The organism is Mycobacterium simulans (assembly GCF_900232995.1).
Classification (GTDB): domain Bacteria; phylum Actinomycetota; class Actinomycetes; order Mycobacteriales; family Mycobacteriaceae; genus Mycobacterium; species Mycobacterium simulans.
This window is the reverse complement of record NZ_OCVX01000003.1, coordinates 216,624-236,930: the sequence shown is the minus strand read 5'-3', so window position 1 is coordinate 236,930 and position 20,307 is coordinate 216,624. Positions and strand designations below refer to the sequence as shown.

General features: G+C 64.6%; 13 protein-coding genes. 11 read left to right on the top strand and 2 right to left on the bottom strand.

All coding sequences use genetic code 11. The annotated features are described in order from the left end of the window. The first annotated feature begins 240 nt into the window (after positions 1-240). Together rplJ and rplL are read left to right on the top strand one after the other, a co-directional pair. Positions 241-759 (top strand): 50S ribosomal protein L10, encoded by a 519-nt coding sequence (rplJ, locus tag MSIMFI_RS01770; RefSeq protein WP_191495905.1) that lies wholly within the window; start codon positions 241-243, stop codon positions 757-759. A 61-nt stretch (positions 760-820) separates the two neighbouring features. Continuing rightward, on the top strand, positions 821-1,213 hold the full coding sequence (rplL, locus tag MSIMFI_RS01765) for a 50S ribosomal protein L7/L12 (protein WP_186241653.1): 393 nt from the start codon (positions 821-823) through the stop codon (positions 1,211-1,213). Between the two features lie 33 nt (positions 1,214-1,246). On the opposite strand, the gene MSIMFI_RS01760 is transcribed toward rplL, so the two are convergent. Then, positions 1,247-1,951 (bottom strand): TetR/AcrR family transcriptional regulator, encoded by a 705-nt coding sequence (locus tag MSIMFI_RS01760; protein ID WP_191497969.1) that lies wholly within the window; start codon positions 1,949-1,951, stop codon positions 1,247-1,249. A gap of 94 nt (positions 1,952-2,045) precedes the next feature. On the opposite strand from MSIMFI_RS01760, the gene MSIMFI_RS01755 reads away from it, so the two are divergent. The 4 genes from MSIMFI_RS01755 to MSIMFI_RS01740 all read left to right on the top strand — a co-directional run bounded on the left by MSIMFI_RS01755 (position 2,046) and on the right by MSIMFI_RS01740 (position 12,716). Next, entirely contained in the window at positions 2,046-3,551 is a 1,506-nt protein-coding gene (locus MSIMFI_RS01755) for a carotenoid oxygenase family protein (RefSeq protein ID WP_191495904.1), read from the top strand. A 144-nt stretch (positions 3,552-3,695) separates the two neighbouring features. Further along, the gene (locus MSIMFI_RS01750; RefSeq protein ID WP_186241656.1) at positions 3,696-4,700 is read left to right on the top strand and encodes an ABC transporter ATP-binding protein; all 1,005 of its coding nucleotides are present in this window, start codon (positions 3,696-3,698) and stop codon (positions 4,698-4,700) included. Positions 4,701-5,193: 493 nt separating this feature from the next. After that, complete coding sequence (rpoB, locus tag MSIMFI_RS01745) at positions 5,194-8,721, top strand: DNA-directed RNA polymerase subunit beta (RefSeq protein WP_191495903.1); 3,528 nt, start codon at positions 5,194-5,196, stop codon at positions 8,719-8,721. A 44-nt stretch (positions 8,722-8,765) separates the two neighbouring features. After that, the gene (locus tag MSIMFI_RS01740; RefSeq protein ID WP_191495902.1) at positions 8,766-12,716 is read left to right on the top strand and encodes a DNA-directed RNA polymerase subunit beta'; all 3,951 of its coding nucleotides are present in this window, start codon (positions 8,766-8,768) and stop codon (positions 12,714-12,716) included. A 69-nt stretch (positions 12,717-12,785) separates the two neighbouring features. Here MSIMFI_RS01740 and MSIMFI_RS01735 read toward each other — a convergent pair whose 3' ends face one another. Continuing rightward, positions 12,786-14,699: a neutral ceramidase gene (locus MSIMFI_RS01735; protein ID WP_191495901.1), complete on the bottom strand. Its 1,914-nt coding sequence runs from the start codon at positions 14,697-14,699 to the stop codon at positions 12,786-12,788. Positions 14,700-14,841: 142 nt separating this feature from the next. Here MSIMFI_RS01735 and MSIMFI_RS01730 point away from each other — a divergent pair, with 142 nt between their 5' ends. From MSIMFI_RS01730 to MSIMFI_RS01710, 5 genes are read left to right on the top strand one after another with little or no spacing between them, the layout of a single operon-like run. Then, positions 14,842-15,597, top strand: coding sequence for a deoxyribonuclease IV (locus MSIMFI_RS01730; protein ID WP_191495900.1), 756 nt, complete (start codon positions 14,842-14,844; stop codon positions 15,595-15,597). 31 nt (positions 15,598-15,628) lie between these two features. Further along, a complete protein-coding gene (locus MSIMFI_RS01725; protein ID WP_186241661.1) occupies positions 15,629-16,474 on the top strand; it encodes an alpha/beta hydrolase family esterase in 846 nt (281 codons plus the stop codon). A 46-nt stretch (positions 16,475-16,520) separates the two neighbouring features. Continuing rightward, positions 16,521-18,149 carry an acyl-CoA dehydrogenase family protein gene (locus MSIMFI_RS01720; protein ID WP_191495899.1) on the top strand — a complete coding sequence of 543 codons (1,629 nt, stop codon included), beginning with the start codon at positions 16,521-16,523 and terminating at the stop codon, positions 18,147-18,149. Positions 18,150-18,165: 16 nt separating this feature from the next. After that, on the top strand, positions 18,166-19,104 hold the full coding sequence (locus MSIMFI_RS01715) for a crotonase/enoyl-CoA hydratase family protein (protein WP_191495898.1): 939 nt from the start codon (positions 18,166-18,168) through the stop codon (positions 19,102-19,104). 2 nt (positions 19,105-19,106) lie between these two features. After that, a complete protein-coding gene (locus MSIMFI_RS01710) occupies positions 19,107-19,856 on the top strand; it encodes a PaaX family transcriptional regulator C-terminal domain-containing protein (protein ID WP_191495897.1) in 750 nt (249 codons plus the stop codon). The last annotated feature ends 451 nt before the right edge of the window (positions 19,857-20,307 follow it).

Genomic DNA, 20,307 nt, shown 5'->3' with positions numbered 1-20,307 from the left:
TTTGGCCGTGCGACGTGCCCAGGCTATTGTGGTTGCCGATCCACCGAAGACCGTCGGTCACCGAGCAATCGGTTGAAGGTCCGGGAGCATCCCGGCGGCCCACGCAGGAGGACGAGGCATTACCTGCCGACGCGCGCGTCGGCCCATGTGTTACGCCCCGGCCGCTTCCTGCGCCGGGGCGTACTTCGTTCTTGGGGTGGTTCACGGACGATAAGTCGGACTTGCACCGAGGAGGCATGCATGGCCAAGGCTGACAAGGCCACCGCCGTCGCAGACATCGCAGAGCATTTCAAGGCTTCGACCGCGACCGTCATCACCGATTACCGCGGTCTGACGGTCGCCAACCTGGCAGAGTTGCGGCGCTCGCTGGGGGCGTCGGCCACCTACGCCGTAGCCAAGAACACGCTGATCAAGAGGGCGGCGTCGGAAGCCGGCGTCGAGGGGCTCGACGAACTGTTCGCCGGTCCCACGGCGATCGCGTTCGTCACCGGCGAACCGGTCGATGCGGCCAAGGCCCTCAAGACCTTCGCCAAGGAGCACAAGGCGCTGGTCATCAAGGGCGGCTACATGGACGGCCATCCGTTGACCGTCGCCGAGGTCGAGCGCATCGCCGACCTGGAGTCCCGCGAGGTGCTGCTGGCCAAGCTGGCCGGCGCGATGAAGGGCAACCTGGCCAAGGCGGCCGGGCTGTTCAATGCGCCGGCATCGCAGATGGCCCGGTTGGCGGCCGCACTGCAGGAAAAGAAAGCCTCCGAATAACACCAGCACCCGAGAAACCCCTGCAAACCGTAAACCCCAAAAGACCAGGAAGGACCACACCATGCCGAAGCTCTCAACCGACGAATTGCTTGACGCGTTCAAGGAAATGACCCTGTTGGAGCTCTCCGACTTCGTCAAGAAGTTCGAGGAGACTTTCGAGGTCACGGCGGCCGCTCCGGTCGCTGTCGCCGCCGCGGGTGCCGCCCCGGCCGCCGGTGCCGCTGAGGCCGCCGAGGAGCAGTCCGAGTTCGACGTGATCCTCGAGGCCGCCGGCGACAAGAAGATCGGCGTCATCAAGGTTGTCCGTGAGATTGTCTCCGGCCTCGGCCTCAAGGAGGCCAAGGACCTGGTCGACGGCGCTCCGAAGCCGCTGCTGGAGAAGGTCGCCAAGGAAGCCGCCGACGAGGCCAAGACCAAGCTCGAGGCCGCCGGCGCCACCGTCACCGTCAAGTAGCTCTGCTAAGCAGACGCAAAAGCCCCCTTTGCATCAATGTCTTGGGGGCTTTTGTGTCTGTTCGGCCCGCAGCGACCGTTGCGACTGTTTCACCTGCTCGGGTGAGTCTCCCAGAGCGACAAGCAAGTTCGTCGTCATCGAGGCGAGCACCGGTTCGATGGCCGCGCCCTCGTCGCCGTAGAAACCGGCCAGCTCCAGCATCACGAAGCCGTGGATCGACGACCAGAACTGCGCCGCTGTGCTGACTATTGCTTGGTCCGATGCATTGTCGGAGCCCGTGGCCGTCAACCGGCCGGCCAACATGCAACGGTGCACTCCGCGCACCACGTGCGCAAAGCTGGGGTGCTGCTCCTCGATCTCTGCGACCGTGAGCGTCAAGACGTTGCGCGCCGGGGCGTTGATGCCATGGGCGCTGGTGCTGCCGAACATCAGCCGATACATGTGTGGCCGCTCGATGGCGTAGCGGCGGTAGGCAGCGCCGATGGCCAGCAAGTCGCCGACCGGATCGGCTGTTCTCGGGACCGTCAGGGCGGCATCGAATTGGCGTAACCCCTCATCGGTCACCGCGGCGATGAGTCCGCGCATTCCTCCGAAATGGGTGTAGACCGCCATGGTGGAGGTGCCGGCGGCACTGGCCACCTTGCGGGTCTGCAGCGCGTCGGGCCCGTGTTCGTTCAGCAGTCCAACGGCAGCGTGCAGCAACTCGTCGCGAACACTGCGTTGCGTCTGCGAAGTCATCTCGTCAAACATCCGCCAAACATCATTGCCATGTTTCCATCGGGAGCGTACCGTTCCAATAACGTCGAAATAACAATGTTATAGGAGCTCGGCTATGACGGCCACGCGAACCGCCACACAGCAGAACCCGTATCTCGACGGCTTTCTGGCGCCGGTCGCCGTCGAAGTAACCGCAACCGACCTGCCGGTCACGGGGAGCATCCCCGACCACCTTGATGGGCGCTACCTGCGCAACGGACCCAACCCGGCCGCGGAGGTCGACCCAGCCATCTACCACTGGTTCAGTGGTGACGGCATGGTTCACGGGGTCGCGCTGTGCGGCGGGCAGGCTCGCTGGTACCGCAACCGCTGGGTGCGCAGCAAGCCGGTATGCGCCGCCCTCGGCGAGCCGGCGCCCAGCCGTCTGGATCCACGGGCGGGCATGCTGGCTCTCGGTGCCAACACGAATGTGCTGGCCCACGCCGGACGGACCCTTGCCCTCGTCGAGGCCGGCGTCGCCAACTATGAGCTCACCGACGAGCTCGACACCATCGGGACATGCGACTTCGACGGCACCCTGGCCGGGGGTTACACGGCCCATCCGCACCGGGATCCGCGTACCGGCGAACTGCACGCAGTTTCCTATTCATTCGTCCGCGGGCGTACCGTGCAGTACTCGGTCATCGACACCCAGGGACATGCCCGTCGCACCGTTGACATTGAGGTGTCCGGGTCGCCGGCGATGCATGACTTTTCACTGACCGACAAATACGTGGTGATCTACGACCTGCCGGTGACGTTCGACCCGGTGCAAGTGCTGCCGGTGAAGATGCCGCGCTGGCTGGGATTGCCGGCGCGGTTGGTAATGCAGTCACTGATCGGACGGGTCCGGGTGCCGAGCCCGATTGCCGCGATGGTCAACCGCAACCCGAAGCCGTCTGACCGCATGCCGTACGCCTGGAACCCTAACTATCCGGCGCGAATCGGCGTAATGCCCCGTGAGGGTACGAATCGAGACGTGCGTTGGTTCGACATCGAACCCTGCTACGTTTACCACCCGCTCAACGCGTATTCCGAGATGCGGAACGGATCTGAGGTGCTGGTGCTCGACGTGGTGCGTTACTCGCGGATGTTCGACCGCGACCGGCACGGGCCCGGCGAGACCCGACCGTCGCTGGACCGCTGGTCCATCAACCTTGCCACCGGTGCGGTCGCCACCGAGTGCCACGACGATCGGTCGCAGGAATTCCCGCGGATTAACGAAACCCTGTTGGGCGGCGAACATCGCTACGGCTACACGCTCGGCGTCGACGGTGGCTTCCTGTCCGGCGGCACGTCGGCCCCGATGTCTACCTCGCTGTATAAGTACGACTACGCGACCGGATCCAGCGAAGTCGCCCCGCTCGATCCCGACCTTTTGATCGGCGAGATGTCTTTTGTGCCGAATCCCGAAAGTAGAGCCGAAGACGACGGAGTCCTCATGGGCTACGGCTATCACCGCGGCCGCGACGAAGGCCAACTGCTGCTATTGGATGCCCAGACCCTTGCGTTGATGGCGACGGTGCACCTGCCGCAACGGGTACCGATGGGCTTCCACGGCAACTGGGCGCCGACTGCATAACCTCTCCTGACCCTATCCTGATTAGGCCCGACCAGGATCGTTATCGGTGCAACCCTGATGTCGCGCCCCAGCCGTGCGCTACAGTGACTCAAGCCACAAAAAAGGGGCGGGTGGCGTATAAGCGCGTTGACGGAAGGATTTCCCATGGGCGTCAGCATCGAGGTCAACGGACTCACAAAGTCCTTCGGATCCTCGAGGATCTGGGAAGACGTCACGCTAGAAATTCCCGCCGGGGAGGTCAGCGTGTTGCTGGGGCCGTCCGGTACCGGCAAATCGGTCTTCCTGAAATCACTCATCGGCCTGCTGCGGCCGGAACGCGGCTCGATCATCATCGATGGCACAGACATCATCGAATGCTCGGCCAAGGAGCTGTACGAGATCCGCACCTTGTTCGGCGTGCTGTTCCAGGACGGCGCGCTGTTCGGTTCGATGAATCTCTACGACAACACCGCGTTCCCGCTGCGTGAGCACACCAAGAAAAAGGAAAGCGAAATCCGTGACATCGTCATGGAGAAGCTGCAGATGGTCGGCCTGGGTGGGGACGAGAAGAAGTTCCCCGGCGAGATCTCCGGCGGTATGCGCAAGCGAGCCGGCCTGGCTCGTGCTCTGGTCCTCGACCCGCAGATCATTCTCTGCGACGAGCCCGACTCGGGTCTGGACCCGGTCCGTACCGCCTACCTGAGCCAGCTGATCATGGACATCAACGCCCAGATCGACGCGACCATCCTGATCGTGACCCACAACATCAACATCGCCCGCACGGTGCCGGACAACATGGGCATGTTGTTCCGCAAGCATCTGGTGATGTTCGGGCCGCGCGAAGTCTTGCTGACCAGCGACGAGCCCGTGGTGCGACAGTTCCTCAACGGCCGCCGCATCGGGCCGATCGGCATGTCCGAAGAGAAGGACGAGGCCACCATGGCCGAAGAGCAGGCCCTGCTCGATGCTGGTCACCACGCGGGTGGTGTCGAGGAGATCGAGGGCGTTCCGCCGCAGATCACCGCGACGCCGGGCATGCCGGAGCGCAAAGCGGTCGCTCGTCGTCAGGCCCGGGTGCGTGCGATGTTGCACACACTGCCCAAGAATGCTCAGGCCGCGATCCTCGATGACCTTGAGGGCACGCATAAGTACCAGGTCCACGAGTTATAGAAGGCATTTGCCTGCTGTTGAGCCGTGCGCCGTTGTCGGCGCGGCTTGGATGACTCGCTCGGTGTGATCGCGTCGGTTGCTGCCGTCCAACGTGCGGTTAGCGCAGGATTTCGGGATAACTCGCCGCCCGCCCTCTTGACGGCGAGGCCTAAACGGGTCAATCTGTTGGGCAGCATGTATCAGACCTGTTCGGGGAGAGTCGAGCCAGCGCTGATGTTCCCGTGGATAGGTATTTGAGGAATGCGCGCGTCTGCGCTATTGTTGGACGTTGCGCTGGCTACTTCCTGCCCACCTCACCCGCCACTTGACACCGTGGTCTTAGCCTGAGCCGTTTTCCGTGGCTCAGCTATGTAGTTGCGTGCGTGAGATCCGGACAGATCGTTCGCCGGCCGAACCGACACAACTATCTGCGGCGAACAGGCCCGGTGGGCTGGCCTTTCCAAGGCTCTGCCAAGGCTCTCGTTAGTCGCACGAGGTGCTGGAAGGACGCATCTTGGCTGATTTCCGCCAGAGCAAGACAGACGCCAGTCCCCATCAGGGCCGCCCTAGTTCTTCAAACAACTCCGTACCGGGAGCGCCCAACCGAGTTTCCTTCGCCAAGCTCCGAGAACCGCTTGAGGTTCCGGGGCTGCTCGACGTGCAGACCGACTCGTTCGAGTGGCTGATCGGCTCGCAGCGCTGGCGCGAATCCGCGGTCGCCCGCGGTGACGTTGACCCGGTCGGCGGCCTCGAGGAGGTGCTCTACGAGCTGTCGCCGATCGAGGACTTCTCGGGCTCGATGTCGCTGTCTTTCTCCGACCCCCGCTTCGACGAAGTCAAGGCGCCCGTCGACGAGTGCAAAGACAAGGACATGACGTACGCGGCCCCGCTGTTCGTCACGGCCGAGTTCATCAACAACAACACCGGCGAGATCAAGAGCCAGACGGTGTTCATGGGCGACTTCCCGATGATGACCGAGAAGGGCACGTTCATCATCAACGGGACCGAGCGTGTGGTCGTGAGCCAGCTGGTCCGGTCGCCCGGTGTGTACTTCGACGAGACCATCGACAAGTCCACCGAGAAGACGCTGCACAGCGTCAAGGTGATTCCAAGCCGCGGCGCCTGGCTGGAGTTCGACGTCGACAAGCGCGACACCGTGGGTGTGCGAATCGACCGCAAGCGCCGCCAGCCGGTCACCGTGCTGCTCAAGGCACTGGGCTGGACCGGCGAGCAGATCACCGAGCGGTTCGGTTTCTCCGAGATCATGATGTCGACGCTGGAGAAGGACAACACCATCGGCACCGATGAGGCGCTGCTGGACATCTACCGCAAGCTGCGTCCGGGCGAGCCGCCGACCAAGGAGTCCGCGCAGACGCTGCTGGAGAACCTGTTCTTCAAGGAGAAGCGGTACGACCTGGCCCGCGTTGGCCGCTACAAGGTCAACAAGAAGCTCGGGCTGCACGCCGGTGAGCCGATCACGTCGTCGACACTGACCGAAGAAGACGTCGTCGCCACGATCGAATACCTGGTTCGCCTGCACGAGGGTCAGCCCACGATGACTGTCCCGGGCGGCGTCGAGGTTCCGGTGGAAACCGACGACATCGACCACTTCGGCAACCGCCGGTTGCGCACGGTCGGTGAGCTGATCCAGAACCAGATCCGGGTCGGCATGTCGCGGATGGAGCGCGTCGTCCGGGAACGGATGACCACGCAGGACGTCGAGGCCATCACGCCCCAGACGCTGATCAACATCCGTCCGGTGGTCGCCGCGATCAAGGAGTTCTTCGGCACCAGCCAGCTGTCGCAGTTCATGGACCAGAACAACCCGTTGTCGGGTCTGACCCACAAGCGCCGGCTGTCGGCCTTGGGGCCGGGCGGTCTGTCGCGTGAGCGCGCCGGGCTGGAGGTCCGTGACGTGCACCCGTCGCACTACGGCCGGATGTGCCCGATCGAGACTCCGGAGGGTCCGAACATCGGCCTGATCGGCTCGTTGTCGGTGTACGCGCGGGTCAACCCGTTCGGGTTCATCGAGACGCCGTATCGGAAGGTTGTGGACGGGGTCGTCTCTGACGAGATCGAATACCTGACCGCTGACGAGGAGGACCGTCACGTCGTGGCGCAGGCCAACTCGCCGCTAAAGATCAATGAGGCCGGTGCTTCCCTCTTTGCTGAGCCGCGGGTTCTGGTCCGCCGCAAGGCGGGCGAGGTCGAGTATGTTCCCTCGTCCGAGGTGGACTACATGGACGTCTCGCCGCGCCAGATGGTGTCAGTGGCAACGGCCATGATCCCGTTCCTCGAGCACGACGACGCCAACCGCGCCCTGATGGGTGCCAACATGCAGCGCCAGGCGGTTCCGTTGGTGCGCAGCGAGGCGCCGCTGGTGGGGACCGGCATGGAGTTGCGTGCGGCGATCGACGCCGGCGACGTCGTCGTCGCGGAGAAGTCCGGGGTGATCGAGGAGGTCTCCGCCGACTACATCACCGTGATGGCCGACGACGGCACCCGGCACACCTACCGGATGCGCAAGTTCGCCCGTTCCAACCACGGCACCTGCGCCAACCAGTCGCCGATCGTGGACGCTGGAGATCGAGTCGAGGCAGGCCAGGTGATCGCCGACGGTCCCTGCACCGAGAACGGTGAGATGGCGCTGGGCAAGAACCTGCTGGTGGCGATCATGCCGTGGGAGGGCCACAACTACGAGGACGCGATCATCCTGTCCAACCGCCTCGTCGAAGAGGACGTGCTCACCTCGATCCACATCGAGGAGCACGAGATCGACGCTCGTGACACCAAGCTGGGCGCCGAGGAGATCACCCGGGACATCCCGAACGTCTCCGACGAGGTGCTGGCCGACCTCGACGAGCGCGGTATCGTGCGCATCGGTGCCGAGGTTCGCGACGGCGACATCCTGGTCGGCAAGGTCACCCCGAAGGGCGAGACCGAGCTGACGCCGGAGGAGCGGCTGTTGCGGGCGATCTTCGGCGAGAAGGCCCGGGAGGTCCGCGACACCTCGCTGAAGGTGCCGCACGGTGAATCCGGCAAGGTGATCGGCATCCGGGTGTTCTCCCGCGAGGACGACGACGAGCTGCCGGCCGGTGTAAACGAGCTGGTCAGGGTGTACGTGGCCCAGAAGCGCAAGATCTCCGACGGCGACAAGCTGGCCGGACGCCACGGCAACAAGGGCGTCATCGGCAAGATCCTGCCGGTCGAGGACATGCCGTTCCTACCGGACGGCACCCCCGTCGACATCATCCTGAACACGCACGGTGTGCCGCGACGGATGAACATCGGCCAGATCCTGGAAACTCACCTTGGTTGGGTGGCCAAGTCCGGGTGGAAGGTCGACGCCGGCAACGGGGTTCCGGACTGGGCCGCCCGGCTGCCCGACGACCTGCTGCACGCGGAGCCGAACGCCATCGTGTCGACGCCGGTGTTCGACGGTGCCCAGGAGGCCGAGCTGCAGGGGCTGCTGTCGGCCACGCTGCCCAACCGCGACGGCGAGGTGCTGGTGGACGGCGACGGCAAGGCGGTGCTGTTCGACGGGCGCAGCGGCGAGCCGTTCCCGTATCCGGTGACGGTTGGCTACATGTACATCATGAAGCTGCACCACCTGGTGGACGACAAGATCCACGCCCGCTCGACTGGCCCGTACTCGATGATCACCCAGCAGCCGCTGGGTGGTAAGGCGCAGTTCGGTGGTCAGCGGTTCGGCGAGATGGAGTGCTGGGCCATGCAGGCCTACGGTGCCGCGTACACGCTGCAGGAGCTGTTGACCATCAAGTCCGACGACACCGTCGGCCGGGTCAAGGTGTACGAGGCGATCGTCAAGGGCGAGAACATCCCAGAACCGGGAATTCCCGAGTCGTTCAAGGTTCTCCTCAAGGAGCTGCAGTCGCTTTGCCTCAACGTTGAAGTGCTGTCGTCCGACGGTGCGGCGATCGAGCTGCGCGAAGGCGAGGACGAAGACCTTGAACGGGCCGCGGCCAACCTGGGAATCAACTTGTCCCGCAACGAATCCGCGTCCGTTGAGGACCTGGCGTAAATCTTTTGGAAAGCTATTCAACCCGTTAGGGGAAAGGGAGTTACGTGCTCGACGTCAACTTCTTCGATGAACTTCGCATTGGTCTGGCTACCGCGGAGGACATCAGGCAATGGTCTTACGGCGAAGTCAAGAAGCCGGAGACGATCAACTACCGCACGCTGAAGCCGGAGAAGGACGGCCTGTTCTGCGAGAAGATCTTCGGACCGACTCGCGACTGGGAGTGCTACTGCGGCAAGTACAAGCGGGTGCGCTTCAAGGGCATCATCTGTGAGCGCTGTGGCGTGGAGGTTACTCGCGCCAAGGTGCGTCGCGAGCGGATGGGCCACATTGAGCTGGCCGCGCCGGTCACACACATCTGGTACTTCAAGGGTGTGCCCTCGCGTCTGGGGTACCTGCTGGACCTGGCGCCCAAGGACCTCGAGAAGATCATCTACTTCGCCGCGTATGTGATCACCGCGGTCGATGAGGAGATGCGCCACAACGAGCTCTCGACGCTCGAGGCCGAAATGGCGGTGGAGCGCAAGGGCGTTGAGGATCAGCGCGATGCCGACCTGGAGGCTCGTGCGCAGAAGCTGGAGGCCGACCTGGCCGAGCTGGAAGCCGAGGGTGCCAAAGCGGACGCCAAGCGCAAGGTTCGTGACGGCGGCGAGCGCGAGATGCGCCAGCTCCGCGACCGCGCGCAGCGCGAGTTGGACCGGCTGGAGGACATCTGGAACACCTTCACCAAGCTGGCTCCCAAGCAGCTGATCGTCGACGAGAACCTCTACCGCGAGCTCGTCGACCGCTACGGTGAATACTTCACCGGTGCCATGGGCGCAGAGTCGATCCAGAAGCTGATCGAGAACTTCGACATCGACGCCGAGGCTGAGTCACTGCGCGATGTCATCCGAAACGGCAAGGGGCAGAAGAAGCTTCGCGCTTTGAAGCGGCTCAAGGTGGTCGCGGCGTTCCAGCAGTCTGGCAACTCACCGATGGGCATGGTGCTCGACGCGGTGCCGGTCATCCCGCCGGAACTGCGGCCGATGGTGCAGCTCGACGGTGGGCGGTTCGCCACGTCTGACTTGAATGACCTGTACCGCCGCGTGATCAACCGCAACAACCGGCTCAAGAGGCTCATCGACCTGGGCGCGCCGGAGATCATCGTCAACAACGAGAAGCGGATGCTGCAGGAGTCCGTCGACGCGCTGTTCGACAACGGCCGTCGCGGCCGGCCGGTTACCGGTCCGGGCAACCGTCCGCTGAAGTCTTTGAGCGACCTGCTCAAGGGCAAGCAGGGCCGGTTCCGGCAGAACCTGCTCGGTAAGCGTGTCGACTACTCGGGCCGTTCGGTCATCGTGGTCGGCCCGCAGCTCAAGCTGCACCAGTGCGGTTTGCCTAAGCTGATGGCGCTGGAGCTGTTCAAGCCGTTCGTGATGAAGCGGCTCGTCGACCTCAACCACGCGCAGAACATCAAGAGCGCCAAGCGCATGGTGGAGCGGCAGCGTCCTCAGGTGTGGGACGTGCTCGAGGAAGTAATTGCAGAGCATCCTGTTTTGCTGAACCGCGCGCCCACCCTGCACCGCCTGGGTATCCAAGCCTTCGAGCCAATGCTGGTGGAAGGCAAGGCGATTCAGCTGCACCCGTTGGTGTGTGAGGCGTTCAACGCCGACTTCGACGGTGACCAGATGGCCGTTCACCTGCCGTTGAGCGCCGAGGCGCAGGCCGAGGCACGCATTCTGATGTTGTCCTCCAACAACATCCTGTCGCCCGCATCCGGCCGTCCGCTGGCCATGCCGCGACTGGACATGGTGACCGGGTTGTACTACCTGACCACCGAGGTCGAGGGCGACAACGGCGAATACCAGACGGCCAACGGCGACCGTCCGGAGTCGGGTGTGTACTCCTCGCCGGCCGAAGCGATCATGGCGGCCGACCGCGGTGTATTGAGCGTGCGGGCCAAGATCAAGGTGCGGCTGACCCAGCTGCGTCCGCCCGCCGAGATCGAGGCCGAGCTGTTCGGCGGCAACGGGTGGCAGCCGGGCGATCCTTGGATGGCCGAGACCACATTGGGCCGGGTGATGTTCAACGAGCTGCTGCCGCTTGGGTATCCGTTCGTGAACAAGCAGATGCACAAGAAGGTGCAGGCTTCGATCATCAACGACCTGGCCGAGCGCTACCCGATGATCGTGGTCGCGCAGACCGTCGACAAGCTCAAGGACGCCGGCTTCTACTGGGCGACCCGAAGCGGTGTGACGGTCTCGATGGCCGACGTGCTGGTGCCGCCGCGCAAGAAGGAGATCCTCGACCAATACGAGGAGCGTGCCGACAAGGTCGAAAAGCAGTTCCAGCGTGGCGCTTTGAACCATGACGAGCGCAACGAGGCACTGGTGGAGATCTGGAAGGAAGCCACCGACGAGGTCGGTCAGGCGCTGCGGGAGCACTACCCCAGCGACAACCCGATCATCACGATCGTCGACTCGGGTGCCACGGGTAACTTCACTCAGACCCGGACGCTGGCCGGCATGAAGGGTCTGGTGACCAACCCCAAGGGCGAGTTCATCCCGCGCCCGGTCAAGTCGTCGTTCCGTGAGGGACTGACCGTGCTGGAGTACTTCATCAACACCCACGGTGCCCGAAAGGGCCTGGCGGACACGGCCTTACGTACCGCCGACTCGGGCTACCTGACCCGTCGTCTGGTGGACGTTTCGCAGGACGTGATCGTGCGTGAGCACGACTGCCAGACCGAGCGCGGCATCGTCGTGGAGCTGGCCGAGCGTCAGCCTGACGGTGCCCTCATCCGCGACCCGTACATCGAAACCTCGGCGTACGCGCGGACTTTGGGCACCGACGCGGTCGACGAGGCCGGCAACGTCGTCGTCGCGCGCGGCGAGGACCTGGGTGACCCGGAGATCGACGCCTTGCTCGCCGCGGGCATCACGTCTGTGAAGGTGCGTTCGGTGCTGACCTGCACCACCGGCACCGGCGTGTGCGCGACCTGCTACGGGCGGTCGATGGCCACCGGCAAGCTGGTCGACATCGGCGAGGCCGTCGGTATCGTCGCCGCTCAGTCCATTGGCGAGCCCGGCACGCAGCTGACCATGCGTACCTTCCACCAGGGTGGTGTCGGTGAGGACATCACCGGCGGTCTGCCCCGGGTTCAGGAGCTGTTCGAGGCCCGCGTGCCGCGAGGCAAGGCGCCCATCGCCGACGTCACCGGCCGGGTTCGTCTCGAGGACGGGGAGCGCTTCTACAAGATCACCATCGTTCCCGACGACGGTGGCGAGGAAGTCGTCTACGACAAGCTCTCCAAGAGGCAGCGGCTGCGGGTGTTCAAGCACGAGGACGGCTCCGAGCGGGTGCTGTCCGACGGCGACCACGTCGAGGTTGGTCAGCAGCTGATGGAAGGCTCGGCCGACCCGCACGAGGTGCTGCGGGTGCAGGGTCCGCGCGAGGTGCAGATCCACCTGGTGCGCGAGGTTCAGGAGGTCTACCGGGCCCAAGGTGTGTCGATCCACGACAAGCACATCGAGGTGATCGTGCGCCAGATGCTGCGCCGGGTCACCATCATCGACTCGGGCTCGACGGAGTTCCTGCCCGGCTCGCTGATCGATCGTGCGGAGTTCGAGGCGGAGAACCGTCGGGTGGTGGCCGAGGGCGGCGAGCCCGCCGCCGGACGTCCGGTGCTGATGGGTATCACGAAGGCGTCGCTGGCCACCGACTCGTGGCTGAGTGCGGCGTCGTTCCAGGAGACCACGCGAGTGTTGACCGATGCGGCGATCAACTGCCGCAGCGACAAGCTCAACGGTCTGAAGGAGAACGTGATCATCGGCAAGCTGATCCCGGCCGGTACCGGAATCAACCGTTACCGCAACATCCAGGTGCAGCCCACCGAAGAGGCCCGCGCCGCGGCGTACACGATCCCGTCCTACGAGGACCAGTACTACAGCCCGGACTTCGGCCAGGCCACCGGTGCTGCCGTTCCGCTGGACGACTACGGCTACTCCGACTACCGCTAGTAGCGCGAGCAGACGCAGAATCGCACGCGAGAGGCCCTCGCGATGCGATTCTGCGTCTGCTCGCCGGGTTCAGCCAACCATGAATTCGCGAGTCGTAGCGGTGAACGCCTTGAGCGTGCCGTTGGCCTCGCGTGCGGTGCCGGAGTGGACGATGCGGTAGCGCCCGGGCGTGGCATCGCCGGGAATGGTCCAGCGGATGGTGACGCGCGAGCCGTCCCGCCCTTGCCGCTGCCAGCGAAAGGTCGTTGACCAGTCACCGTCGTCGGCGATACGCACCCAATGCTCCTCCTCGTGACGGACCACTTCGAGGTAGCTGCCGTTGCGGTGTAGATCGTTGTTGGGCAGCGCGCTGACGAACACGGCCTCTACGACCTGGCCTGGTTGGTAGGTCGCGGACGGCTCAGTGACAACCGTTCCGAATGAACCGGTGTCGGGAGGGGCGGCGCGCAGCCAGCTGAGTGGTTTGTTGGGCCGTGGGCGGCTGCTCGGCATCGCGGGACGGCGATCTCGCATCGCCTCGGCGAGTCCAGCCACCGTCTGCATGAGCGCCGGCAATTCCCATCGACCGAACAGGGTGCTGCCGCCCTCGTAGCGCTGTTCCAGATACTCCTCGGGCGTAGTCACGTAGTGGATGTAGGCATTGCTGTAGCCCACGCAGAGCACGTCAGCTAGTTCGGCACCAACAATCGAAGCCACCGTGCGACGCAGCCGCAGGCCCGCGACAATCGTCGGTTCGCCCGGGATGCCAATCAGATAGAGGCGTCCGATCCGTACCAGGTGAACGGGAACGATTTCCTGGACGAAGGGCGACAGCCGGTTTACCAGGTGCGCGGGTATCACCATGGCTTTGGGGGCGTGTATGGCCCGCAACGGGGTGGCGAGTCGGTAGATGGTGCTGGATACCCTGTCCCAGAATGGGTTTCGGCCTTGGTGAAAGCCGGGGAACCCCCTGCCCTCGGCGGTTCCCGCCATGGTCGCGGCGGCAATCATCGGGCGCCCGGTGCGGTGGTCCTGACCATCAGGCGTGTACTCGCCACGCACCAAGACCGAACTGAGATCGACGTAGGTGAACCGGGCGTCGATGCCAGCACCGATCGGCGTCGCGTTGCTCAGCTGCGTGGCAGCGTCCTCGAATTGGGACATCCCAATTCGGCGGGTGTTCTCCAACTCCAGCTCCGATAGAGACGGACCGGTGATCGGCCCGTCGACGTGCGGGCTCATGTCGCCCGGGTTGGTTTGCGCGAAGGCGGCGATGAAGTCGGGCTGACCGGCGAGGTAATCCGCGCCCTCGACCGTCCGCTCCCAGTGGTAGGCGGCGAAACCCTTGTTGTCTCCGGAGATGAGACGGTTGCGATTGGTCATGCTCGTGCCGTGGGTGGCGAAGAAATGGATTGCTCCCACGGTCTGCTCGCCCCGATCGATACGAATCAGCGTGGTATGCGGGTCGATGCGGTTGGGGAAGAATGCCTTGTCCGACGCCGGGTTCCGGTCGAATGACGCGGGTGACCGATTGATGCTCGCGTTGTGTAACTCGCCGTGCGACAACGTCACCTCGGCGGGCGCCACATCGTGGTGGGCGTGTTGCACCGATTCGACGATTCCATCGACGATCGCTCCGAATGTCGCCGGCCGGAAACCGCTCGTCGACAGGTTGTACAGCAGGTGCCCGCAGTAGCCACCGGGCCCGGCGTGCGTATGTGTCGCCGTGATCAGCGTGTTCTGCTCCGAGTAGGTGCCGCCAAACGAATCCGCCAACCGGCGTAGCACCTCATCGGTCAGGTATTGCGTGGACATCGGCAGGTCGACCACCACCAGCAGCAGCCGCGCATGTCCGTCTCCGGAATCCTCCTCGAAGACGAAGGCCCGTGAGCGAAGCCGCATATGAATGCCGGCGGTGCGTTGGTCGGTTTTGCCGTAGCCGAGCATGCCGCACTCCGCCGACTCACCGGTGATGTCGGCGATGCCGCGTCCAACAGAAAGCATTGCCTAATCCTCCACAACAGCCGCCCGCGGGAAAGCTATCACCACAGACACGTCGTATGCGCAGAGGTTTCGCTGCGCCGCGAGTGCCGAATGTGAAGCTGGCGTCACGCTCGTGTCCGTCCTCTTCACTAAACTGGCCTACGTGCTTATTGGTTCGCACGTCCACAACGACGATCCGCTGGCCGCCGCCCAAGCCGACGGCGCCGATGCCGTGCAGTTTTTCCTCGGCAACCCGCAGAGCTGGAAGAAGCCTAAGCCGCGTGACGACGCCGAGACGCTGAAGGCGTCGCCCATACCTCTGTACGTGCACGCGCCGTACCTCATCAATGTGGCATCGGCGAACAACCGCATCCGTATCCCGTCGCGCAAGATCCTGCAGGACACGTGTGACGCGGCGTCGGAAATCGACGCGACGGCGGTGATCGTGCACGGCGGCCACGCCGACGACAACGACATGGAGGCCGGCTTCGAGCGGTGGGTCAAGGCGCTCAAGTACCTGGAAACCGACGTGCAGCTCTACCTCGAGAACACCGCGGGCGGGGATCACGCGATGGCGCGCTACTTCGACACCATCGGTAGGCTCTGGGACCACATCGGCGACAGCGGCATCGGCTTCTGCCTGGATACTTGCCACGCGTGGGCTGCCGGGGAAAAGCTGATCGACGCAGTCGACCGCGTTAAGGCCTTGACCGGCCGCATTGATCTAGTGCACTGCAACGACTCGAGGGACGCGGCCGGCTCCGGTGCCGACCGGCACGCCAACTTCGGCACCGGTCAAATCGACCCCGAGTTGCTCGTTGCCGTCGTCGACGCCGCCGGTGCGCCGGTTATCTGTGAAACCGCCGACGAGGGGCGCAAGGATGACATTGCGTTTCTACGGGAGAAAACGGGCGGCTGACTTCGCCGCTTCTGGCGCCTACGGTTAACCCATGGTTCATCGAGGCGTCGCGCTGCTAAGCGTCGTGCTCGTGCTCGCGGGATGCGCGCACCGGGCAGCGCCGCCCCCGTTGGGCTTCGGTGAGGGCACTAGCTCCCACACCATCAATGTCGGCGGAGTCGACCGAACCTACCGGCTCTACAAGCCGGCAGGATTGCCCGCGGCGGCCCCACTGGTTGTCATGCTGCACGGTGGTTTCGGCAGTGCCAAGCAGGCCGAAAGGTCTTACGACTGGGACGAATTGGCCGATTCAGAGAAGTTCGTCGTGGCCTATCCGGACGGCCTCAGCAGGGCGTGGAACGCCAATGGCGGGGGCTGCTGCGGCCGGTCCGCGCGACAAGGCGTCGACGATGTTGCCTTCATCAGCGCCGCCGTCGCTGACATTTCGCACAACGTCCGCATCAACCCCGCCAGGGTCTACGCCACCGGCATGAGCAACGGCGGCATCATGTCCTACACGCTGGCGTGCAACACCGGCTTGTTCGCCGCGATCGGCCCCGTTTCGGGGACGCAACTGGACCCCTGCCGGTCCCCGCATCCAACATCGGTGATGCACATTCATGGCACCGGCGATCCGCTGGTCCGCTACTACGGCGGGCCCGGCGCCGGCATCGCCCGCATCAACGGTCCGCCGGTAGAGCAACTGAACGCGTTCTGGCGCAATGTAGACCAGTGCGGCCCCCCGACCGCAATGACCCGCGGTCAGGTCACGACTTCGACCGCCGGATGCGCGGACAACCGCAGCGTCGTGCTGGTCACCGTCGATGAAGGCGGCCATGAGTGGCCCTCAGTGGCTACCGAGATGCTGTGGGAATTCTTCGCCGCCCATCCTCGCTAGCATTACAACTCTTGTGCGGCTGTCGCAAAAATGTAACATTGTTGTCATGCCAGACACCCATGTCGTGACCAACCAGGTTCCGCCCCTGGAGAACTACAACCCGGCGTCATTCGCGGTGCTCACCGAGGCCCTGATTCGCGAGGGCGGGCAGTGGGGCCTGGAAGAGGTAAACGCGGTTGGGGTGTTGTCCGGATCCACCGAAGGCATCCGTTGGGGTGAGCTCGCGGACCGCAACAGGCCGATCCTGCACACGCACGACCGGTATGGGCACCGTGTCGACGAGGTGGAATACGACCCGGCATACCACGAGCTGATGCGCGCGGCGATCGCGCACGGCCTGCACGCCGCGCCGTGGGCCGATGACCGGCCGGGTAGCCATGTGGTGCGTGCCGCCAAGATGTCGGCGTGGAACTGCGAGCCGGGCCACGTGTGCCCGATCTCGATGACGTATGCTGTCGTCCCCGCGCTGCGTTACAACCCCGAGCTCGCGGCCGTGTATGAGCCGCTGCTGACCAGTCGTGAGTACGCCCCAGAGCTGAAGCTGGCGACGACGAAAGCCGGCATCACCGCGGGCATGTCGATGACCGAGAAGCAGGGCGGTTCCGACGTGCGCGCCGGCACCACCGCGGCGACCCCCAACGCCGACGGCACCTATAGCCTGACTGGCCACAAGTGGTTCACCTCGGCACCGATGTGCGACATCTTCCTGGTGCTCGCGCAGGCCCCAAATGGGCTGTCTTGCTTCATGGTGCCGCGAATCCTTCCCGACGGCACCCGCAACCGCATGTTCTTGCAGCGGCTCAAGGACAAGCTCGGCAACCACGCCAACGCCTCAAGCGAGGTCGAATACGACAGCGCCACAGCGTGGTTGGTCGGTGAGGAAGGGCGCGGCGTCCCGACCATCATCGAGATGGTCAACCTCACCCGGCTGGATTGCACCCTGGGCAGCGCGACCAGCATGCGCACCGGTTTGACCCGTGCCGTCCACCACGCCCAGCACCGAAAGGCCTTTGGTGCCTACCTGATCGACCAGCCGCTGATGCGCAACGTGCTGGCTGATTTGGCGGTGGAAGCCGAGGCCGCCACGATCGTGGCCATGCGGATGGCCGGTGCCACCGATAAGGCGGTGCGAGGCAACAAGACCGAGGCGCTATTGCGCCGTATCGGCTTGGCGGCCAGCAAGTACTGGGTGTGCAAGCGCTCGACCCCGCACGCCGCCGAAGCCCTGGAATGCCTGGGCGGCAATGGCTATGTCGAAGATTCCGGCATGCCGCGGCTGTACCGCGAGGCGCCACTGATGGGCATCTGGGAGGGCTCTGGCAACGTCAGCGCACTGGATACGCTGCGCGCCATGGCAACTCGACCCGAGTGTGTCGAGGTGCTGTTTGGCGAACTGGCCACCAGTGCGGGTCAGGATCCGCGGCTGGACACGCACGTCGAAAACCTGAAGACCCAGCTGGACGACCTTGACACCATTCAGTACCGCGCCCGCAAGGTCGCCGAGGACATCTGCCTGGCGCTGCAGGGGTCACTTCTGGTACGTCACGGGCATCCCGCCGTCGCCGAGGCCTTCCTGGCCACCCGGCTCGGTGGCCAGTGGGGCGGTGCGTTCGGCACCATGCCGACCGGGCTGGATCTGGCGCCCATCCTCGAACGTGCTCTAGTAAAGGGATGACGCAAGGGCGGCACCCATGACCCACGCCATCAGGCAGGTCGACTTCGACAACCTGAAAACGATGACCTACGAGGTCACCGACCGTGTCGCCCGTATCACCTTCAATCGGCCGGAAAAAGGTAACGCGATCGTCGCCGACACCCCGCTCGAGCTCTCGGCATTGGTGGAACGCGCCGACCTGGACCCCAATGTGCACGTCATTCTCGTGTCCGGGCGCGGTGAAGGTTTCTGCGCCGGCTTCGATTTGTCCGCCTACGCCGAACAGTCATCGTCGGCGGGCGGCGACGGTGGATACCGCGGCACGGTCCTGGACGGCAAGACCCAGGCCGTCAACCACCTGCCGAATCAGCCGTGGGACCCGATGATCGACTACCAGATGATGAGCCGCTTCGTGCGTGGCTTCTCCAGCCTGATGCACGCCGACAAGCCCACGGTGGTCAAGATCCACGGCTACTGCGTCGCCGGCGGCACCGACATCGCGCTGCACGCCGACCAGGTGATCGCCGCCGCCGACGCCAAGATCGGCTACCCGCCGACGCGGGTGTGGGGTGTCCCGGCCGCGGGCCTGTGGGCGCACCGGCTCGGCGACCAGCGCGCCAAGAGACTGTTGTTCACCGGCGATTGCATCACCGGAGCGCAAGCCGCCGAGTGGGGCCTGGCGGTGGAGGCGCCGGATCCGAAGGACCTCGATGAGCGCACCGAGCGACTGGTGGAGCGAATCGCCGCGCTGCCGGTCAACCAGCTGATCATGATCAAGCTCGCGCTCAATTCCGCTCTGCTGCAGCAAGGTGTCGCCACCAGCCGGATGGTCAGCACCGTGTTCGACGGTGTTGCCCGGCATACTCCCGAGGGGCACGCTTTCGTCGCCGACGCGGTCGCGCATGGCTTTCGGGATGCGGTCAAGCACCGCGATGAGCCGTTCGGTGACTACGGCCGTCGGGCTTCGCAGGTTTGACGATGTCGAACATGACGGCTCGCTCGGTAGTGTTGAGCGTGCTGCTCGGCGCTCATCCGGCGTGCGCAACCGCAAGCGAATTGATCAGGCTGACAGTCGATTTCGGCATCAAGGAGACGGCGTTGCGAGTAGCGCTGACCCGCATGGTCAGCGCCGGCGACCTGATCCGGTCCGCCGACGGGTATCGGCTGTCGGATCGGTTGCTGGCTCGGCAGCGGCGTCAGGACGAGGCCATGCGCCCCCGGACCCGGTCCTGGCGAGGATATTGGCACTCCGTCATCGTCACCAGCGTCGGCACCGATGCCCGCACCCGCGCTGCATTGCGAACTGCCATGCACGACAAGCGGTTCGGTGAATTGCGCGAAGGCGTGTGGATGCGGCCGGACAATCTTGATCTGGAGCTGGACCCCGAAGTCAGGGCGCGGGTGCGGGTGCTCAAGGCGCGCGACGACGCGCCTGCCGAACTAGCCGGGCAACTCTGGGATCTACCCGGATGGTCCGGCGCCGGACACCGGCTGCTTGATGACATGGCCCAGTTCTCCGACATTCCCAGGAGATTCGTGGTGGCCGCGGCGATGGTGCGGCACCTACTAGCCGACCCGATGTTGCCGGCTGAACTGCTTCCCGACGACTGGCCGGGAGCGCGGTTGCGTGCGGCCTACCAAGAATTCGCAACTGATCTGGCGCAACGCCGTAATACAAGCCAACTCCCGGGAGGCGTGAGGCCGACCCGGATGACGCCGGTGCCGTAGCGACTCTAGCCCTGCACCACAGGGGATTACGTGCGTCGAACCGACAACCACAGCTGCGGGTCGGCGAAGCTGCCGGCAGCCCATCCAGCGCCGGGATCATGAATCTGGTAGCGCGATGTTCCCGGGCCAGGCTGGTTCTTGCCTGACGCGTCGACCGTTGTCAGTGTTTGCCCGCAGGGGGTCCAATGTCCGCCAATCGGGGGACATCGGAATCCTACGGTCGGGGGTACGGATTTGGTTCGAGCCAGTGGATCATGGACCGGCACGCAACGTCGCGAGGTAGGTAGGAGGTGACCCTATGTCCCACGAACTGCTCTTCTGTGAAACCGAGACCGAGTACTCGGCGCCCAGATTCTGCGTCGACAGCATCACCGCGTAGTTAGAACCTCATGGGCAGATACCGGTAGGGATCCAGTAGATCCTGCACTTGGATCCCCGCCGAACCCCAGAC

Bases quoted from the DNA above. Each gene is read 5' to 3' on its own strand.
- rplJ (WP_191495905.1), top strand. From the start codon at position 241: ATGGCCAAGGCTGACAAGGCCACCGCCGTCGCAGACATCGCAGAGCAT.
- rplL (WP_186241653.1), top strand. From the start codon at position 821: ATGCCGAAGCTCTCAACCGACGAATTGCTTGACGCGTTCAAGGAAATG.
- MSIMFI_RS01760 (WP_191497969.1), bottom strand. From the start codon at position 1,951: ATGACTTCGCAGACGCAACGCAGTGTTCGCGACGAGTTGCTGCACGCT.
- MSIMFI_RS01755 (WP_191495904.1), top strand. From the start codon at position 2,046: ATGACGGCCACGCGAACCGCCACACAGCAGAACCCGTATCTCGACGGC.
- MSIMFI_RS01750 (WP_186241656.1), top strand. From the start codon at position 3,696: ATGGGCGTCAGCATCGAGGTCAACGGACTCACAAAGTCCTTCGGATCC.
- MSIMFI_RS01735 (WP_191495901.1), bottom strand. From the start codon at position 14,699: ATGCTTTCTGTTGGACGCGGCATCGCCGACATCACCGGTGAGTCGGCG.
- MSIMFI_RS01725 (WP_186241661.1), top strand. From the start codon at position 15,629: ATGGTTCATCGAGGCGTCGCGCTGCTAAGCGTCGTGCTCGTGCTCGCG.
- MSIMFI_RS01720 (WP_191495899.1), top strand. From the start codon at position 16,521: ATGCCAGACACCCATGTCGTGACCAACCAGGTTCCGCCCCTGGAGAAC.
- MSIMFI_RS01715 (WP_191495898.1), top strand. From the start codon at position 18,166: ATGACCCACGCCATCAGGCAGGTCGACTTCGACAACCTGAAAACGATG.
- MSIMFI_RS01710 (WP_191495897.1), top strand. From the start codon at position 19,107: ATGTCGAACATGACGGCTCGCTCGGTAGTGTTGAGCGTGCTGCTCGGC.